Raw genomic sequence first — 17,157 nt, 5'->3', positions numbered from 1 at the left:
CGTCGAACCCTGAAAGGCGCTCCCGGCGCGCCTAGTTCGGGTTCGGGTCGGTGTTCGGCGGTCCGCCGGTGGTCGGTCCGGTGGCCGGCGCCGTGTTCCCGAGCGTGATGCCGATCGGCGGGAGTCCGCTGATCAGTGTCGGCACGTTGAGCGTGGTGCCGCTGGAGCCGATCGGGACCGACAGGTGCACGCTCGACGGGTCGCTGGAGGGCGTGCCGGTCGGGGCGCCCTGGCTCGGGGCGTGCTGGCCGGGTACCGGGTGCGAGGACGGGGTGCCGGTGGGTGTCGGGGTGCTCGGCAGGCCGCTGTGGTGCGAAGTGCTGTCCGCGCTGGTCGGGTGCTGCTGCGCCGCGCGCTGCTTGTCCAGGTTCGCCTGTGCCGTGGTCAGCCGGGCGTCCAGTCCGTCCATCAGCGCCACCAGGCGGCGCGCCTCGTCCTGGGTGTCCGGCGACAGCAGCGTCTCCAGGTCCTGGATCTGCGGCTCGGTGGTGGTCAGGAAGCCGCGCAGGTCGGCCAGCGCCTGGGTGTTCCCGGACTCGGCCAGCGGCACCAGCAGCTGGCCGGCGCTGTCCACGTCCTTGTACATGTTGTCCGTGGTCTCGCCGATGAGCTTGCTGGTGTCGGAGCCGTCGACGTTCGAGTCGTGCCGGCCCAGCAGCTTGTGGATCTCCTCCAGGCGGGTCTTGGCCTGCCCGAGGTACTGGTCGCCGCGCTCCAGGTCGGACCCGGAGACCGAGACCCGCATGTTCTCCAGGCTGCGTTTGACGCCGTAGAGCGGGTCGCCCGGCAGCGCGCTGGACGCCGCCCACGCCACGCCGCCGAGGCCGCCGGACAGCACGCCGACCGCGACGCCGCCGCCGATCAGCCGGCGCCGCCACGCGGTGCGTCCGCGCGCCAGCACGTCGCCGTCCCCCGGGCCGCCGCCGTCGATGTCGGCGTTGAACAAGACCATGAAGTCGCGGTGCAGGCGCGCGCCGAGCTGTTCCCGGAACTCCGGCCGCACCGCTGGCGCGTGCGCGCGCCCCTCGTCGATGACGCTCTCGACCACCCGCAGCATCGCCGTGAGCTCGGGATCGGTCTTCTGGGGCGGGATGAGCGTGGCGACGCCGCCGCCGTCCCGCGAGCCGTCGAGGCCGTCGAGCAGCCTGGCGAACTGCTCGGCCCGCTGGCGCTCGCCGAATGCTGCGGCCATCTGTCATCCTTCCTGTCCCGTTCGCAGGGAAGCCCCACCCGTCGCCCACCGCCGCCCCGTCAGAAGGTGACGATGCTCGCCGCAGTGTTAGACACCGACAGACGACAAAGGTTGTGCCCCCGGCTTCCACCGGCATGTCTTTCGGCCCTTCATTCACCCTTCAGAGTGAGTTGTTGGACCGCTACCGGGAAAACGACCGTCCCAGTTTGAGGGTTACGGCGTGTCCCGCATACGGGTGGTCCTGCCTGAGGAGTATTAGAGCGTGCGCGGTGCCCGCGCACGCTCTCAGAGGGCCTCGGCCGGCAGGAGTCGGGCGAGCGTGCGGACCGCGCGGTACTGCAGGGTCTTGATCGCGCCCTCGTTCTTGCCCATGATGTCGGCGGTCTCGGCCACCGAGAGCCCCTGCAGGAAGCGGAGCGTGACGCACTCGCGCTGCTGGTCGTTGAGCCGGTGGACGGCGTGCAGCAGGGCCTCGTTGGACAGGTGCTCCAGCACCGAGTCCTCCGGGGAGGCCTCGACCTCGTTGGAGTCGAGCATCTCCCCGGTGGAGACCTCCATGCGGTGCCGGCTGGACTTGAAGTGGTCGGCGACCAGGTTGCGGGCGATGGTCACCAGCCACGCCCCGAAGTCCCGGCCCTGCCAGCTGAAGGTGGTGATGCGGCGCAGCGCGCGGACGAAGGTCTCGCTGGTGAGGTCCTCGGCCAGGGCCCGGGTCGACACGCGGTAGTAGATGTACCGGAAGACCGTGTCGCAGTAGATGCGGTAGAGCTCGCCGAAGGCGTCGGCGCTGCCCTCCTGCGCCTGGCGGACCAGGTGCACCATCGCCTCGGACTCGCCGTCGCCGGCGACCGGGCCGCCGGAGCGGTCCGCGGTGCCCGAGCCGCCGCCGTGCCGGGCGCCGCCGGAGCGGGTGCCCGCGGCGTGCGCGCCGCGCCCCGTGCCGTCCCCGGCCACGACCCGGATGGCCTCGCGCAGCATGAGCAGGCCGCGCTCCTGGCGGTCCAGCAGCGACGCCGACGACGGCATGGGCACGTGCGTGGACAGCACCTGCGTGGACAGCGAGCCGGTGCCGGCGAACGGGTCGCCCCCCACCTTCGCGCTGTATCCGTTGAGTCCGAAGTTGTCCCGGTACACGTGTCTCCCGTGGCTCGGTTCTATAGCGGGCCTGTTTTCAGATGGCCTTGTAGCTCATTGAGAAGCCTCTAGTAGCAGAGTGTTCCGCCTCGATCACCGATCGTAGGGTTCCCCATCGTACGGAATCAGGGTGGACCCGTGCGGGTGATTCCGGCTATTACACCCACAGGAAACACCCTCCTGTACAGGAAGTCCGGTTTAGGTCCGCTCACTGGACCACGTGTGTCCGGAGGACTTTAGAGGACTTCCAGCGGCCCCGCGCAAGGGTTGCGCAGGGGACCTTCAGGAGGTCGGGGGCATGAGGGTGTTGTCGACGGACGGTGACGAGCCGTCGCTCTCAGTCGCCGTGAGCCGCTGTCAGTCGCGGTCGCCGGACCAGTGCGCCGCGGCCGCGGCGGCTCCGGCGGCGACCGCGCCGACCGCCGCGGCGGCACCGGCGACCGGCAGGCCGACGCCGGCGCGCCGCGTCGTCCGGTAGTCGACGACCGCCCAGTCGTGATGCCGCGCGTGTCGCCGCAGCGCGCGGTCGGGGTTCACCGCCACCGGGTGTCCCACCAGGGACAGCAGCGGCAGGTCGTTCGCGGAGTCGCTGTAGGCGTAGCAGTGTGCGAGGTCCAGAGCCCGCTCCCGGGCGAGCCTGGCGACCTCCCGGGCCTTGTCCGGACCGTGCAGCAGCGGGCCGGCGATGCGGCCGGTGTAGACGCCGTCCACGGCCTCCGGCCGGGTCGCCAGCGCGCCGGTGAGCCCGAGCTGCCGGGCGATCACCTGCGCCAGTTCGATCGGCGCGGCGGTCACCAGCCACACCTCTTTGCCGTTGAGCAGATGCGCCTCGCTCAGCGCGCGGGTGCCCGGCCAGATCTTGTCCGCCAGGTAGTCGTCGAAGACCGCTTCGCAGATCTTCTCCATGCGGGCCACCTCATGGCCCTTCACGAAGTCCAGCGCGTGCTCCTGCACGTCGTCCAGCAGTCCGGACTGCTCGCCGAAGACCCGGAACCGGACCTGGCGCATGGCGTGCCCGGCGATCTCGCGCTTGGTCACCATGCCGTGCGCGGTCAGTCCGCGGGCGAGATGGAACAGGGAGGCTCCCTGGACCAGTGTGTTGTCCAGGTCGAAGAACGCCGCGGAGTGCACAATGCGCCCAGCAGTCTCGGTGCCCATGCGGCCAAGCCTAAGCCCCCTGCGTGACTGATAGATGTCGCGCGCGTGTTCTCCGTAGGCTTTCGCCGTGATGAGACTCTTCAAGCGCCCCGGCGGCTCCCCCGTGACCGTGACCCTCGTCGGCAAGCCCGGCTGCCACCTGTGCGACGACGCGCGTGCCGTCGTGCGGACGGTGGCCGCCGAGACCGGCGCCGATGTCGAGGAGCTAGACATCACCGCCGAGGACTTCGACCCCGCGCTGAAAGCGGAGTACTGGGAACAGATCCCCGTCACCCTGGTGAACGGCCGGCGACACGACTTCTGGCGGGTCGACGCCGAGCGGCTCCGCAAGGCGATCGGCGCCGCCGCGCGCGGCTGAAAAAGCCTCTGGAGCAGAGTGATCCACAGCACTGGCTGCCCGATTTGGTAACCATTCAGCCGTCAGTTGTCCCGACAATTAGGGCATCCCGCCATCGTGTGACCGCCGAGACTTTGTGCATGCGTTCACAAACGCCTATCGTGCATGGCAGGAGGAACAAGCGCGCAACCACGGCGCGGACGCCTCTGCGGCCGCATATTTGGCCAGGGCACCCCGAGGGGGCCCGAGACCGCGCGGTCGTCGAGCTTCACAGCTGCCAGACACTTGGAACCACAGCACGACGGCAACGCCGGGCGCGAGCGCGATGAGGAGCAGCGTGGCCAGCACGAGCAGCAACGCGTCGGGCGGCACAGGTCCGGACTCCCGTTCCGGAAACGGATCCTCGCTGCGTTCCCACCGGCAGGGCATCCCGGAGGCCACGGTCGCGCGGCTCCCGGTCTACCTGCGGGCCCTGATCAGCATGCAGGAGCGCGGGATCATCACCGTCTCCAGCGAAGAGCTGGCAGCCTCCGCGGGCGTCAACTCCGCCAAACTCCGCAAGGACTTCTCCTACCTCGGCTCCTACGGGACGCGCGGGGTGGGCTATGAGGTCTCCTTCCTCGTCTACCAGATCTCCCGGGAACTCGGGCTGACCCAGGACTGGGCCGTGGCCATCATCGGCATCGGCAACCTGGGCCACGCGCTGGCCAACTACGGAGGGTTCGCCTCGCGCGGCTTCCGGGTGGCGGCCCTGTTCGACGCCGACCCCGCCCTCACCGGCTCGGTGGTGGCCGGGGTGCGCGTCCGGCATGCGGACGAACTGGAATCGGCGATCCGCGGCCTTGGAATCTCGATCTTCGTGATCTCCACCCCCGCGCCCGCCGCCCAGCCCGTCGCCGACCGGCTGGTCGCGGCCGGGATCACCTCGATCCTGAACTTCGCGCCGGTGGTCTTGAACGTGCCCGAGGGAGTGGACGTGCGCAAGGTGGACCTGTCCATCGAGCTGCAGATCCTCGCCTTCCATGAGCAGCGCAAGGGCGGGCACGCGCTGCCGCAGGCCGGGGCGGACCCGGCGGCTCCCGACGGCGGCGGGAAGACCGCCGGCGGACCGGCCGCGGCGTCCCCCGACCGTTCAGAGCTCGACTCCTCCTTGATCGACACCGGGATTCCCTCGTGAGCCTTCTAGCCGTAGGACTGTCTCACCGGTCCGCACCGCACGCGCTTCTGGAGCGCGCGGCCCTGAGCACCGAGCGCACCGGAAAACTCCTGGCCGACCTCGCCGCGTCCCCGAACGTGCACGAGGCCGCGGCCCTGGCCACCTGCAACCGCATCGAGGTCTACGCCGGCGTCGAGAAGTTCCACGCCGCGGTGACCGAGATCACCGAGCTGCTGTCGGTGCACACCGGCGTGGCGCCGGCGGAGCTGACCCAGCACTTGTACGTGCACTACGACGGCCGCGCGGTGCAGCACCTGTTCACCGTCGCCTGCGGCCTGGACTCCATGGTGGTCGGCGAGCCGCAGATCCTCGGCCAGATCCGCACCGCCCTGGCCACCGCCCAGGAGCACGGCACCGCCGGGCGCGCGCTGAACGACGCGATGCAGCAGGCGCTGCGCGTCGGCAAGCGCGCGCACAGCGAGACCGGCCTGGACCGGGCCGGACAGTCGGTGGTGTCGGTGGCGCTGGAGGCCGCGTACGCGGCGCTCGGCGTCGAGGGCCCGGACGATCTGCGGGTCCTGATCATCGGCGCCGGTTCCATGGCCGCTTTGGCGGCCGCGTCACTGAATCGGGCCGGCGTCCGTCATATGGTCGTGGCGAATCGCACGCACGAGAGGGCCGAGCATCTGGCGGCGCAGTACGGCGGCGTCGCCGTGCCGATGGCCCAGATCGCGCCGGCGCTCGCCGAGGTCGACCTGGTGGTCGCCTGCACCGGCGCGCCGGGGTACGTGATCACCGGCGACATGCTGGAGCGTTCCGCGCCCGGCCGCCCGGTGGCGCTGGTCGACCTGGCGCTGCCGCGCGACGTCGACCCGGCGGTCCGGGAGCTGGCCGGCGTGCACGTCGTGGACCTGGAACGGGTCGCCCAGGACGGCAGCGCGCAGGCCGCCGGCGCCGCCCAGGAGATAGGCGCGGTCCGCGACCTGGTGCTCGGCGAGGTCGAGGCCTACGCCTCCGCCCAGCGCGCGGAGGCCGTCGCGCCGACCGTCGCCGCCCTGCGGGTGATGGCCGCCGACGTCGTCCGCGCCGAACTGGAGCGGCTGCGGGGCAAGACCCCCGGGCTCGGCGACAAGGACCGCGCCGAGGTCGAGCAGACCGTGCGCCGCGTGGTCGACAAGCTTCTCCACGTGCCGACCGTGCGCGTGAAACAACTCGCCGGCGCGCCCGGCGGGTCCTCCTACGCCGAGGCGCTGCGTGAGCTCTTCGGCCTCGATCCGGCCTCGGTGGAGGCCGTCAGCGCGGCGAACGCCGCGGGCACGACGAATGAGGTGTCAGCATGAGCGGGAGTCCGGCCGACGAAGGCTCGCCCGCGCCAGGCCCTGAGCGGGCCCTGAGGCTGGGCACCCGGGCCAGCACCCTGGCCCTGGCGCAGTCCGGGATGGTCGCCGAGGCGTTGACCGCGGCCACCGGGCGGGCTGTGGAGCTGGTCCACGTGACCACGTACGGCGACACCTCGCGCGAGGCGCTGTCCGTCATCGGCGGGACCGGCGTGTTCGTCAACGCTCTGCGAGAGGCGATCTACGCCGGCGACGTCGACTTCGCGGTGCACTCGCTGAAGGACCTGCCGACCGCGGCGCCCGAGGGGCTGCACCTGGCGGCGATCACCGAGCGCGCGGCCGTGAACGACGCGCTGGTGGCCCGGGACGGCCTGAAACTGGCCGACCTGCCGGCCGGGGCGAAGGTCGGGACCGGCGCGGCGCGGCGGATGGCGCTGCTGAAGATGATCCGCCCGGATCTGGAGATCGTGCCGATCCGCGGCAACGTCGACACCCGCGTGAACCACGTGCGCTCCGGCGATCTGGACGCGGTCGTGGTGGCGCTGGCCGGACTGCAGCGCCTCGGCCGTGCCGAGGAGGCCACGGAGGTCTTCGGACCCGATGTGATCCTGCCCTCGCCGGGACAGGGCGCGCTGGCCGTGGAGTGCAAGGACCCGGAGCTCGCCGAGCTGCTCGCGGTGCTGGATTCCCCGCTCACCCGGGCCGCGGTGGTCGCCGAGCGCACGATGCTGGCGGTGCTGGAGGCCGGGTGTTCGGCTCCGGTGGGTGGCCACGCGATCGCCTTGGATGACAACGTTTTGTCGTTGACCGGGGTGGTTGCTACCGTCAGCGGGTCCCGCGGCCTGCGGCTTTCCCACGCGGGCGCGGTCTCCGAGCCCGAGGCTCTGGGACGGCGGGTGGCCCAGGCGCTGCTCGCCGACGGCGCCGCCGAGCTGATGGAGGCCGGCGCGTGACGGAGATGGTGAAGGTCCTGGAGGTCCTGGAGGGCGCCGGCGGCGTCCGCGGGGTTTCCGCGCAAGATGACAAGACGGACGGTGGGGGTGAGGCAGGCATGGTGACGACTACTCAGCGAGGTTCGGCCTCTGCGCTCGATTCCTGCGCGACGACGGCGTTGCTCGCCTTCGTCGGCGCCGGTCCCGGTGATCCGGAGCTGCTGACCCTGCGCGCCGTGGCGCTGCTGGCCGGCGCCGACGTGATCGCCGCCGAGGCCGGCCTGCTGGAGCGGCTCAGCACTCACCTGAACCCGGACGCCACGCTGGTGCCGGTGGTGGAGAACGAGCGCGGCGAGCTGGGGGAGCTGGGAGACGCGACCGTCTCGCTGACCCCGGCCTCGCGGATGAAGAACCTGCTCTCCGAGGTGGCCGCCGGCCGCCGCGTGGTGCGGCTGACCTCCGGGGACCCGGGCCTGTCCGGCGTGGTGGCGGCCGAGGCCGCGCTGTGCGCCAAGGCCGGCGTGGTCTACGAGATCGTCCCGGGCGTCGCGGTCTCCACCGCGGTGCCGCTGTACGCCGGCATCTCGCTGGGCCGCTCCTCGGGCCAGGGCGGCGTGCGCATCCGCTCGCTGGCCGACGTCGCGGACTCCGCCGGCAAGCCCGGCGCCGGACCGCTCGGCACGCACGAGACGCTGGTCATGGTGGGCCCGGCGCACCTGCTGGAGGCGGCCGCGGCCGCGCTGCAGGCGACCGGCCTGGCCAAGGCGACCACCCCGGTCGCGGTGACCGCCGACGGCTCGATGACCACCCAGCGCACCGTGGCCTCCACCCTGGCCCGGGTCGCGATCGAGGCCTCCGCGCTGATCGCGGCCGGCGGCGAGGTGGTCGTGGTGGTCGGCGCCGCCGTCGCCGACCGGGCCGCGCTGTCCTGGTATGAGACCAAGCCGCTGTTCGGCTGGAAGGTCCTGGTGCCGCGCACCAAGGAGCAGGCCGAAGGGCTCTCGCACCGGCTGCGCACCTACGGCGCGGTCTCGCACGAGGTGCCGACCATCGCCGTGGAGCCGCCGCGCACCCCGCAGCAGATGGAGCGCGCGGTCAAGGGTCTGGTGACCGGCCGCTACGAGTGGGTCGCGTTCACGTCGCAGAACGCTGTGAAGGCGATCCGCGAGAAGTTCGAGGAGTACGGCCTGGACGCCCGCGCGTTCGCCGGGATAAAGGTCGCGGCGGTCGGCGAGCAGACGGCGGCGGCGCTGGTCGCCTTCGGCGTGCAGCCGGACCTGGTGCCCTCCGGCGAGCAGTCGGCGGCCGGGCTCCTGGAGGACTTCCCGGCCTACGACCCGGTCTTCGACCCGATCGAGCGGGTCTTCCTGCCCCGGGCGGACATCGCCACCGACACCCTCATCGCCGGCCTGATCGAGCTGGGCTGGGAGGTCGACGACGTGACCGCCTACCGGACGGTGCGCGCAGCGCCGCCGCCGGCCGAGGTCCGCGAGGCGATCAAGGGCGGCGGCTTCGACGCGGTCCTGTTCACCTCCTCCTCCACGGTCCGCAACCTGGTCGGCATCGCCGGCAAGCCGCACGCGGCGACCGTGATCGCCTGCATCGGCCCGCAGACCGCGAAGACCGCCGAGGAGCACGGACTGCGCGTGGACGTCATGGCGCCCTCGGCGTCGGTGACGGCGCTGGCCGACGCGCTGGCGGCGTTCGGCGAGTCGCGCCGGCTGTCCGCGCTGTCCGCGGGCGAGCCGCTCTACCGGCCCTCCGAGCGCCGGCCCGGCGGACGGCGGCGCTCCGCGCGCTGAGGTCCTCGGCGAGCCGACGCCGGCCGCACGGAACCGGCAGGTTAACCGGCAATGAGTTGCGCCCGTGGGACGGAAGTGGTCAGGTAGTCCCTATGAGCAGTGGCTTCGCGGACGACGTCTACCTGCCGCAGCCGGATCCGGACGCCCAGGACCCGCTGGAGCAGCTGGACGGCGCCGACACGTTGATTTCGGGCCCGGACGAACTGGACACCGGGTACTCCCCGCCGGAGCGCCCGAGGGCGCTGCGCGATCCGGAGACCATGGACGAGCGCCTCGCCGAGGAGGTGCCGGACGACGAGGACCTCCCGGAGGACTGGGACGGCCTCGGCGACTACGCCGGCGGCGACGGCGAGCTGCTGGGCGACCAGGTCGGCGGACGGCGTTCCGGCCGGCTGATGGCGCCCGACGAGGGCTCGCACTCCGGCGGCAACGCCGATCTGTCGGCGCAGGACGTCGGCATCGACGGCGGCGCGGCCTCCGCGGAGGAGGCGGCGATGCACGTCGTGGACGATGAGGAACTGGACGAGGAATACGACGACGCCGTCGACTGAACTCCTTCCCTGCCCCACCTCCCTCGCCTTCCTCGCCGTTCCATCTCCTTCGCTGTTCTCCGGTGGTTTGCATCCCTCGCCGACGGCCGGTGGCGGCGGCCGCAGCGTCGCGCACGGAACACGCGGGGGCGTCTCGCGGGCGAAAAACCGCGAGTACCCTCAAATGTATGAGCTTCCCGCTGGACCGCCCCCGCCGCCTGCGCACCACCCCGGCCATGCGCCGGCTCGCCGCCGAGACCCGTCTGCACCCGGCCGACTTCATCCTGCCGCTGTTCGTCAAGGAGACGATCACCGAGCCGGCGCCGATCACCTCGATGCCCGGGGTCCTGCAGCACACGCTGGCGTCGGTGCGGAAGGCCGCGGCCGAGGCGGTCGCCGAAGGGCTCGGCGGCATCATGCTGTTCGCCGTCCCGGCGGAGAAGGACGCGCGCGGCACGACCGGCACCGACCCCGACGGAATCCTGCAGCGGACCCTGGCCGAAGTCCGCGACGAGGTCGGCGACCGCATCGTCGTCATGTCGGATCTGTGCCTGGATGAATTCACCGATCACGGACATTGCGGAGTCATCCGGGAAGACGGCACCGTCGACAATGACGCCACCTTGGAGCGCTATGCGGAAATGGCCGTCCGCCAGGCCGCGGCCGGCGCGCATATGGTCGGTCCGAGCGGGATGATGGACGGGCAGGTAGCCGTAATCCGCCGCGCTCTGGACGAATCGGGCTTTCAGGACACCGCCATACTCGCCTATTCCGCGAAATACGCGAGCGCCTTCTTCGGTCCCTTCCGTGAGGCCGTCGAGTCCAGCCTGGAGGGCGACCGGCGCACTTATCAGCAGGACCCGGCCAATGCCCGCGAATCCCTGCGGGAAGTCCGCCTCGACATCGAGGAGGGCGCGGACATGGTCATGGTCAAGCCCGCGCTGTCCTATCTGGACATCGTCCGCCAGGTCGCGGACATCTCCGAGGTTCCGGTAGCCGCCTACCAGGTCTCCGGCGAGTACGCGATGGTCGAGGCCGCGGCCGCCGCGGGCTGGCTGGACCGGGAGCGGACCATCCTGGAGACGCTGACCTCGGTGCGCCGGGCGGGCGCCACTTCGGTGCTGACGTACTGGGCCGTGGAGGCCGCGCGCATGCTTTAGGAAAGCCTCCCGCTTCGGAGCGCACCCTGCCTCGAACCCCCTCATCCCTTGCCGGACCCTTGCCTGACCCCGGTGGATAGGATGCGGGGGTTCGTATACTTTTACGGCGGGCTTCCCGCACCAGCAACAGGTGGATATCCAACGCCGCGATCACACCCCCGGTTTACCTGCGACAACAGATAAAAGATCTTGAGATTCCAAGATCTTTCCGCCTTCTTCAGTGATCTTGCCGAATTCCCGGATCGGGTGCCTCTAGCAGGTCCGTAGGTCATTTGACATCGATTTTGTTGCCGATCCGTGATCGCTTTTCCCCCTATGTTGGGCCACTGTATGCAGGAGTGGTCGTGAGCCACCCTCGGCGCCACTGCCAGTCCTTCCGCGTGCTGTCGGCTGCGCTCACAACCGCGACCGGCCCGGATCCACACACCGAGCCGGCTCCGTCGAAGGGGAGGGCTCTTGATGGCCGTCAGAAATACCCGAAAAATCGTGGCGATAGCGGGTGTGCTCGCTGTCCTCGCGTCCGCCGCCGCGTGTGGGAGCTCGAAGAAGAGCTCCAACGGCAACGGCGCGACGAACCCGGTCACGTCGGCCAGCAGCTCGTCTGCACCGGCCAAGCAGGGCGGCGTCGCACACGTCGCGGAGTGGCCGGCCGGCTCGAGCCCGGACGCGATCTGGCCGTTCATGAGCAGCGAGCAGCTGAGCACTCAGAACGCGGGCCAGTTCCAGTACTACTTCTACCGCCCGCTGTATTTCGTCGGCCTCAACGACAAGCTCGCGGTCAACTACGACATGGGTCCGGCGGAGAAGCCGACCTGGAGCGCGGACGGCCTGACCATCACGGTTCCGCTGAAGTCGACCTGGAACTGGAGCAACGGCGAGAAGGTCACCGGCCAGGACGTCCAGTTCTGGCTGAACATGATGAAGGCCGAGGAGAAGAACTCGGGCTACTACAGCCCGCCGAACGCGGCCGCGGCGGTCAACTACCTGCCGGACAACGTCAAGTCCACGACGGTCAGCGACTCCAGCATCAGCATCACGTTCGACCAGCAGTACAACCAGAACTACATCGTCGGCAACGCCCTGCAGACGGTCACGCCGATGCCGCTGGCCTGGGACGTCACCGACGGCAACGGGACCAAGGGCAAGTGTTCGACGGACACCCTGACCTCCCCGACCCTGCAGGCCGACTGCGACGCGGTCTGGAAGTACATGAACGCGGCCGGCAAGGACGTCAAGACTTTCGCCAGCAACCCGCTGTGGAAGATCGTCGACGGCCCGTGGGTTCTGAAGGACTTCAACGCCACCTCCGGCGGGTTCTCCATCGTGCCGAACACCAAGTTCACCGGCGAGCACAAGCCGGTCCTGGACGAGGTCGACTTCGTGCCGTTCCAGAGCCAGGACGCGGAGTGGACGGCCCTGAAGGCCGGCTCGACCGCCGCGAACTCGCTGCAGATCGGCGTGTTCCCGAACGCCGACTCCCCGCAGTACAACGGTGACAACCTGCAGGCGGGCAACCCGCTGCTCTCGGCCGGGTACGACGTCGAGAAGGGTCCGCTGCTGGACTCGATCGGCTACTACCAGGTGAACTTCGGCTCCAAGAACCACGGGAACCTGTTCAAGCAGCCGTACTTCACCAAGGCGCTGCAGGACGACATGGACCAGACCGGCGCCATCAAGGGCCCGTACAAGGGGTGGGGCTACCCGACCACCGGCATCGTGCCCGGCTACCCCGACGGCAACGTTCTGTCCCCGGCCGCCAAGGCCGCCGCGGCGACCTTCAACCCGACCGAGGCCAAGTCGCTGATGCAGGCGCACGGCTGGGATCTGTCGACCACCCCGGCCACCTGCAAGACCCCCGGTACCGGTGACAACCAGTGCGGCGCGGGCATCAACGCCGGCGACAAGGCGGAGTTCACGCTGGAGTACCCCTCGGCGCACTCGGCCATGGACACCATGCTGGCCTCCTACAAGCAGACCGCGGCCCAGTCCGGCATCGGGATCACCCTGACCACCAAGACCCAGAACACCCTGGGCGGCGAGCTGGTCGGCTGCGACCCCAGCACCCCGGCGGGCTGCCAGTGGGACGCGATTCTTTACGGCGGCTGGGTGTTCTCGCTGAACCCGACCGCGGACTCGCTGCTGACCACCGGCGCCGGCTCGAACATCTTCGGGTTCTCCGACCCGAAGTTCGACGCCGCGGTGGCCAAGACCATCAAGAGCAGCGACCCGCAGGCCTGGTACGACTACGAGGCCTACGCCTCCAGCATCTCCCTGCCGCTGATCTTCATGAACAACGACATCTGGCCGTTCGCCGTGGCGAAGAACTTCCACGACTCCGGTCAGGACGCGTTCCAGGGCTTCGAGCCTGAGTTCTGGTACTACACCCAGTGACCAAGCGCACTGACGTCACCGCGACCCCCGGCGGGGGGTCGCGGTGACCACCTACCTGATCCGCCGATTCTTCCAGTCGATCGTGACGCTGTTCATCGTCTCGCTCGCCACGTTCGGCATGATGCACATGATGCCCAACGGCGTGGCGCGGGCGATGCTGGGGAAGAACTACAACCCGCAGAGCCTGGCGGTCCTGAACCACAAGCTGGGGCTGGACCGCCCGCTGATCGTGCAGTACGGGCACTGGCTCGACCGGCTGGCCCTGCACTTCGACCTGGGCTACAGCTACCAGCGCAACCAGAGTGTCAATGATCTGCTGAAGGAAACGCTGGGGCAGTCGATCTACATCGTCGGCCTGGCCCTGCTGTTCACGATCGTCCTCTCGGTCCCGCTGGGCGTGGTGCAGGCCACCCGCCGCAACTCGGTCACCGACTACACCATCACCACGTTCTCCTTCATCGGCTACGCGGTCCCGGTGTTCTTCCTCGGCGTCGTGCTGCGCGACCTGTTCCAGGTGCAGTTCCACCTGATCCCGATCGCCAACCAGATCGACTCCTTCCACGCCGCGTTCTCCCAGCCGGCCCAGATGATCCTGCCCGTGGCCACACTGGTGGTCAGCGGGGTGGCCGGATACAGCCGGTACATGCGCTCCTCGATGCTCGACGAGCTCACCCAGGACTACGTGCGCACGGCGATCGCCAAGGGCGCGACCAAGCGCCGCGTGCTCTACGGGCACGTGCTGCGCAACGCGATGATCCCCATGATCACCCTGGTCGGCCTGTCCCTGCCGGCCCTGGTCGGCGGCGCGCTGCTGGTGGAGCAGATCTTCAACATCCAGGGCATCGGCGTGCTGACCATCAACGCCGCGCTGCAGAACGACTTCGTGATCGTCCTGGGCACCACGATGCTCACGGCGCTGGTGACGGTCATCGGGTCGCTGGTGGCCGACATCTCCTACGCCGCCCTGGACCCACGAGTAAGGCTCACCTGATGGACGAGATCGCCGTCGAATCCCCCGGAGCGGGGGAGAGTTTCCCGTCGACCGAGCAGATGCTGGGCCTGGAGCCGACCGAGAAGCCGCGCTCGATGTTCCGCCGCGGTCTGGAGGTCTTCCTGGAGAACCGGTTGGCCGTGGTCGCCTTCGGCGTGCTGGTTTTCTACGTCGTGCTGTGCTTCCTGGGACCGCTGGTCTACCACGGCAACACCTCGAACGTGCAGATGGACGAGATCACCCTGGCGCCGGGCCCCAGCCACCCGCTGGGCACCGACCAGAACGGCGTGGACGAGCTCGGCAAGCTGATGAAGGCCGGCCAGATCTCGCTGGAGATCGGCATCGCCTCCGGCGTGCTGGCCTCGGTGATCGGCATGCTGTACGGCGCGATCGCCGGCTACGTCGGCGGCTGGGTGGACTCGATCATGATGCGCACGATCGACGCGCTGCTGTCGATCCCGCTCATCTTCGCGCTGATCTACATCGCCTCCACGCGCGGGCGCACCAAGATGGTGTTCATCCTGGTGATCGCGCTGACCAGCTGGTTCGGCCTGACCCGCCTGACCCGCGGGGACACGCTGACCATCAAGGTGCGCGACTACGTGGCCGCCTGCCGGATGATGGGCGGGCGCAGCCCGCGGATCATCTTCCGGCACATCCTGCCGAACACCATCGGCACCACGATCGTGAACACCTCGCTGTCCATCGCGAACTCGGTCTTCGCCTTGTCCGTGCTCAGTTACATCGGGCTGGGACTGCAGGCGCCGAACGACGACTGGGGCGGGATGTTCGCGAACGGATCCAGCTATCTGGACCAGAACTTCTGGTGGATGATCTATCCGCCGGGCGTGTCCATCGTGCTGATCATCATCTCCTGCAACTTCATCGGAGACGCCCTGCGCGACGCCTTCGAGACCCGGCTCCAGAAGCGGTGAGGCGGCCATGGCACTTCTAGAGGTCCAGAACCTCCACACCCAGATCAAGCTGAAGCGCTCGGTGGTCCAGGCCGTCGACGGCATCAGCTTCACCGTCGAGGCCGGGGAGACCATCGGCATCGTCGGGGAGTCCGGCTCGGGCAAGACCATGACCGCGATGTCGATCATGCGCCTGCTGCCCAACGGCGGCTCCAGCCCGGACGGCAGCATCTTCCTGGACGGCCGGGACCTGCTGCAGCTCGACGAGGACCAGATGGCCAAGGTCCGCGGCAACGACGTCGGAATGATCTTCCAGGATCCGATGACCTCGCTGAACCCGACGATGACCATCGGCAAGCAGATCGCCGAGTCGGTCCGGATCCACCGCGGCGCGAGCAAGGCCGAGGGCCACGACCGCGCGATCGAGGTGCTCTCGCTGGTCGGCATGCCCTCCCCGGCGCAGCGCGCCCGGGACTATCCGCACCAGCTCTCCGGCGGCATGCGCCAGCGCGCGATGATCGCCATCGCGCTGGCCAACGAGCCCAAGCTCCTGATCGCCGACGAGCCGACCACCGCGCTCGACGTGACCGTGCAGAAGCAGATCCTGGAGCTGATCGACGGCCTGCGCGAGCGCCTGGGCATGGCGGTCATCCTGGTCACGCACGACCTCGGCGTCATCGCCGGGCGCGCGGACCGGGTGAACGTGATGTACGCCGGCCGGATCGTGGAGACCACGACCACCGAGCGGCTGTACTCCAATCCGCGGCACCCCTACACCGAGGCGCTGTTCGACTCGCTGCCCGAGCGCGGCGCGGACAGCGGCACCCGGCTGTACTCGATCCCCGGCATGCCGCCGGACCTCACCAGGCCGCCGGCCGCCTGCCGGTTCGCGGCGCGGTGCCGGTACGCGCAGGACGACTGCCGCGCGCAGGACCCGCCCTCCCGCGTCGACGAGGTGGGCCACGAGTTCGCCTGCTTCCACCCGGTCGGCGCCGCCGAGCGCTCCAGCCAGGAGGCGGTGGTCACCCTCACCGACCGCACCACGGCCGAGGTGCTGCCGTCGGCGGAGCTGGGCGAGGTGCTGCTGGAGGTCACCGACCTGGTCAAGGACTTCCCGATCACCAAGGGTTTCCTGCGCCGGCAGATCGGCTCGGTCAGCGCGGTGGCCGGGGTGTCCTTCAGCATCCGCAAGGGCGAGACCGTGGGCCTGGTCGGGGAATCCGGCTGCGGCAAGACCACGGTGGCCAAGCTGATCGCCGGGCTGGAGGACACCACCTCCGGCTCGATGCAGCTGGGCGGGGCGGACCTGGCGGCGCTGAAGCCGGGCGAGCGGCGCAAGTACAGCCGCGACGTCCAGCTGATGTTCCAGGACAGCTACGCCGCGATGGACCCGCGTATGCGGGTGCGCACCGTGGTCCGCGAGCCGCTGGACATCCAGAAGGTTGGGGACAAGGAGTCCCGGGACGCCCGGATCCAGGAGCTGTTCGAGCAGGTCGGTCTGCCGGCCTCGGCGCTGGAGCGGTACCCGCACGAGTTCTCCGGCGGCCAGCGGCAGCGCGTCGGCTTCGCCCGGGCGCTCGCGCCGGCGCCGAGGCTGATCGTCGCCGACGAGCCGGTCTCGGCGCTGGACGTCTCGATCCAGTCGCAGGTCCTGAACCTGATGAAGGACGTACAGGCCGAGCACGGGCTGTCCTACCTGTTCATCTCGCACGACCTGTCGGTGGTCCGCTACGTGTCCGACCGCATCGGCGTGATGTACCTGGGCAAGCTGGTGGAGATCGGTCCGGCCGAGTCGGTGTACTCCCGGCCCGTCCACCACTACACCCGGGGTCTGCTGGACACCATCCCGGTGGCCGATCCGGAGACGGAGAAGGCCAAGGCCCGCAGCGGCATCGTCGGCGAGCTGCCGAGCGCGATCAACCCGCCCTCGGGCTGCCGGTTCCGCACCCGGTGCCCGGCGGCGCAGGAGATCTGCGGGCAGTCCGAACCGCCGCTGGTGCCCTACGGCAGCGACGGGCATCAGGCCGCGTGCCACTTCCCGATCTGGGAGTAGCGAAGGTCACACCGTGGCGGTAAGGGCTCCACGGCACGGAGGGCCTGACGCCCTCTCACATTGTGGACAC

The 17,157-nt window shown here is 69.9% G+C and carries 14 protein-coding genes; 11 read left to right on the top strand and 3 right to left on the bottom strand.

The window, feature by feature from the left end; genetic code table 11:
* Positions 1-31: 31 nt before the first annotated feature.
* From CACI_RS41170 to CACI_RS41160, 3 genes are all read right to left on the bottom strand, one after another.
* Positions 32-1,192 carry a DUF5667 domain-containing protein gene (locus tag CACI_RS41170; protein ID WP_015796879.1) on the bottom strand — a complete coding sequence of 387 codons (1,161 nt, stop codon included), beginning with the start codon at positions 1,190-1,192 and terminating at the stop codon, positions 32-34.
* Between the two features lie 285 nt (positions 1,193-1,477).
* On the bottom strand, positions 1,478-2,170 hold the full coding sequence (locus CACI_RS41165) for an ECF subfamily RNA polymerase sigma factor, BldN family (protein WP_395994351.1): 693 nt from the start codon (positions 2,168-2,170) through the stop codon (positions 1,478-1,480).
* A gap of 513 nt (positions 2,171-2,683) precedes the next feature.
* Entirely contained in the window at positions 2,684-3,484 is an 801-nt protein-coding gene (locus CACI_RS41160) for an HAD family hydrolase (protein ID WP_015796877.1), read from the bottom strand.
* Positions 3,485-3,554: 70 nt separating this feature from the next.
* Between CACI_RS41160 and CACI_RS41155 the strand changes: the two genes are divergently transcribed.
* From CACI_RS41155 to CACI_RS41105, 11 genes are all read left to right on the top strand, one after another.
* Positions 3,555-3,842 (top strand): glutaredoxin family protein, encoded by a 288-nt coding sequence (locus CACI_RS41155; RefSeq protein ID WP_015796876.1) that lies wholly within the window; start codon positions 3,555-3,557, stop codon positions 3,840-3,842.
* A gap of 385 nt (positions 3,843-4,227) precedes the next feature.
* Positions 4,228-4,998 (top strand): redox-sensing transcriptional repressor Rex, encoded by a 771-nt coding sequence (locus CACI_RS41150; protein ID WP_049872176.1) that lies wholly within the window; start codon positions 4,228-4,230, stop codon positions 4,996-4,998.
* Complete coding sequence (locus CACI_RS41145) at positions 4,995-6,317, top strand: glutamyl-tRNA reductase (RefSeq protein ID WP_015796874.1); 1,323 nt, start codon at positions 4,995-4,997, stop codon at positions 6,315-6,317. The genes CACI_RS41150 and CACI_RS41145 overlap by 4 nt, the downstream gene beginning before the upstream one ends.
* Positions 6,314-7,267 carry a hydroxymethylbilane synthase gene (hemC, locus tag CACI_RS41140; protein ID WP_015796873.1) on the top strand — a complete coding sequence of 318 codons (954 nt, stop codon included), beginning with the start codon at positions 6,314-6,316 and terminating at the stop codon, positions 7,265-7,267. The genes CACI_RS41145 and hemC overlap by 4 nt, the downstream gene beginning before the upstream one ends.
* Before the next feature lie 5 nt (positions 7,268-7,272).
* Complete coding sequence (locus tag CACI_RS41135; protein ID WP_083796232.1) at positions 7,273-9,048, top strand: uroporphyrinogen-III synthase; 1,776 nt, start codon at positions 7,273-7,275, stop codon at positions 9,046-9,048.
* A 92-nt stretch (positions 9,049-9,140) separates the two neighbouring features.
* The gene (locus CACI_RS41130; RefSeq protein WP_015796871.1) at positions 9,141-9,599 is read left to right on the top strand and encodes a DUF5709 domain-containing protein; all 459 of its coding nucleotides are present in this window, start codon (positions 9,141-9,143) and stop codon (positions 9,597-9,599) included.
* 167 nt (positions 9,600-9,766) lie between these two features.
* A complete protein-coding gene (gene hemB / locus CACI_RS41125; protein WP_015796870.1) occupies positions 9,767-10,738 on the top strand; it encodes a porphobilinogen synthase in 972 nt (323 codons plus the stop codon).
* Between the two features lie 486 nt (positions 10,739-11,224).
* Complete coding sequence (locus CACI_RS41120; protein ID WP_190276691.1) at positions 11,225-13,129, top strand: ABC transporter substrate-binding protein; 1,905 nt, start codon at positions 11,225-11,227, stop codon at positions 13,127-13,129.
* 43 nt (positions 13,130-13,172) lie between these two features.
* A complete protein-coding gene (locus tag CACI_RS41115; protein ID WP_015796868.1) occupies positions 13,173-14,120 on the top strand; it encodes an ABC transporter permease in 948 nt (315 codons plus the stop codon).
* Complete coding sequence (locus tag CACI_RS41110) at positions 14,120-15,055, top strand: ABC transporter permease (protein WP_015796867.1); 936 nt, start codon at positions 14,120-14,122, stop codon at positions 15,053-15,055. Before CACI_RS41115 ends, CACI_RS41110 begins: the two co-directional genes overlap by 1 nt.
* Before the next feature lie 7 nt (positions 15,056-15,062).
* Positions 15,063-17,087, top strand: a complete 2,025-nt coding sequence (locus tag CACI_RS41105) for an ABC transporter ATP-binding protein (protein WP_015796866.1) — start codon at positions 15,063-15,065, stop codon at positions 17,085-17,087.
* The last annotated feature ends 70 nt before the right edge of the window (positions 17,088-17,157 follow it).

This window comes from Catenulispora acidiphila DSM 44928 (assembly GCF_000024025.1).
Taxonomy (GTDB): Bacteria; Actinomycetota; Actinomycetes; order Streptomycetales; family Catenulisporaceae; genus Catenulispora; species Catenulispora acidiphila.
The sequence above is the reverse complement of the archived record's forward strand: the minus strand, read 5'-3'. Positions and strand labels throughout refer to the sequence as shown.

What these genes read in the sequence shown, in the direction of transcription:
- CACI_RS41130 (WP_015796871.1), top strand. Translation starts at nt 9,141, where the DNA reads ATGAGCAGTGGCTTCGCGGACGACGTCTACCTGCCGCAGCCGGATCCG.
- CACI_RS41105 (WP_015796866.1), top strand. Translation starts at nt 15,063, where the DNA reads ATGGCACTTCTAGAGGTCCAGAACCTCCACACCCAGATCAAGCTGAAG.
- hemB (WP_015796870.1), top strand. Translation starts at nt 9,767, where the DNA reads ATGAGCTTCCCGCTGGACCGCCCCCGCCGCCTGCGCACCACCCCGGCC.
- CACI_RS41135 (WP_083796232.1), top strand. Translation starts at nt 7,273, where the DNA reads ATGGTGAAGGTCCTGGAGGTCCTGGAGGGCGCCGGCGGCGTCCGCGGG.
- CACI_RS41160 (WP_015796877.1), bottom strand. Translation starts at nt 3,484, where the DNA reads ATGGGCACCGAGACTGCTGGGCGCATTGTGCACTCCGCGGCGTTCTTC.
- CACI_RS41155 (WP_015796876.1), top strand. Translation starts at nt 3,555, where the DNA reads ATGAGACTCTTCAAGCGCCCCGGCGGCTCCCCCGTGACCGTGACCCTC.
- hemC (WP_015796873.1), top strand. Translation starts at nt 6,314, where the DNA reads ATGAGCGGGAGTCCGGCCGACGAAGGCTCGCCCGCGCCAGGCCCTGAG.
- CACI_RS41170 (WP_015796879.1), bottom strand. Translation starts at nt 1,192, where the DNA reads ATGGCCGCAGCATTCGGCGAGCGCCAGCGGGCCGAGCAGTTCGCCAGG.
- CACI_RS41110 (WP_015796867.1), top strand. Translation starts at nt 14,120, where the DNA reads ATGGACGAGATCGCCGTCGAATCCCCCGGAGCGGGGGAGAGTTTCCCG.
- CACI_RS41165 (WP_395994351.1), bottom strand. Translation starts at nt 2,170, where the DNA reads ATGCTGCGCGAGGCCATCCGGGTCGTGGCCGGGGACGGCACGGGGCGC.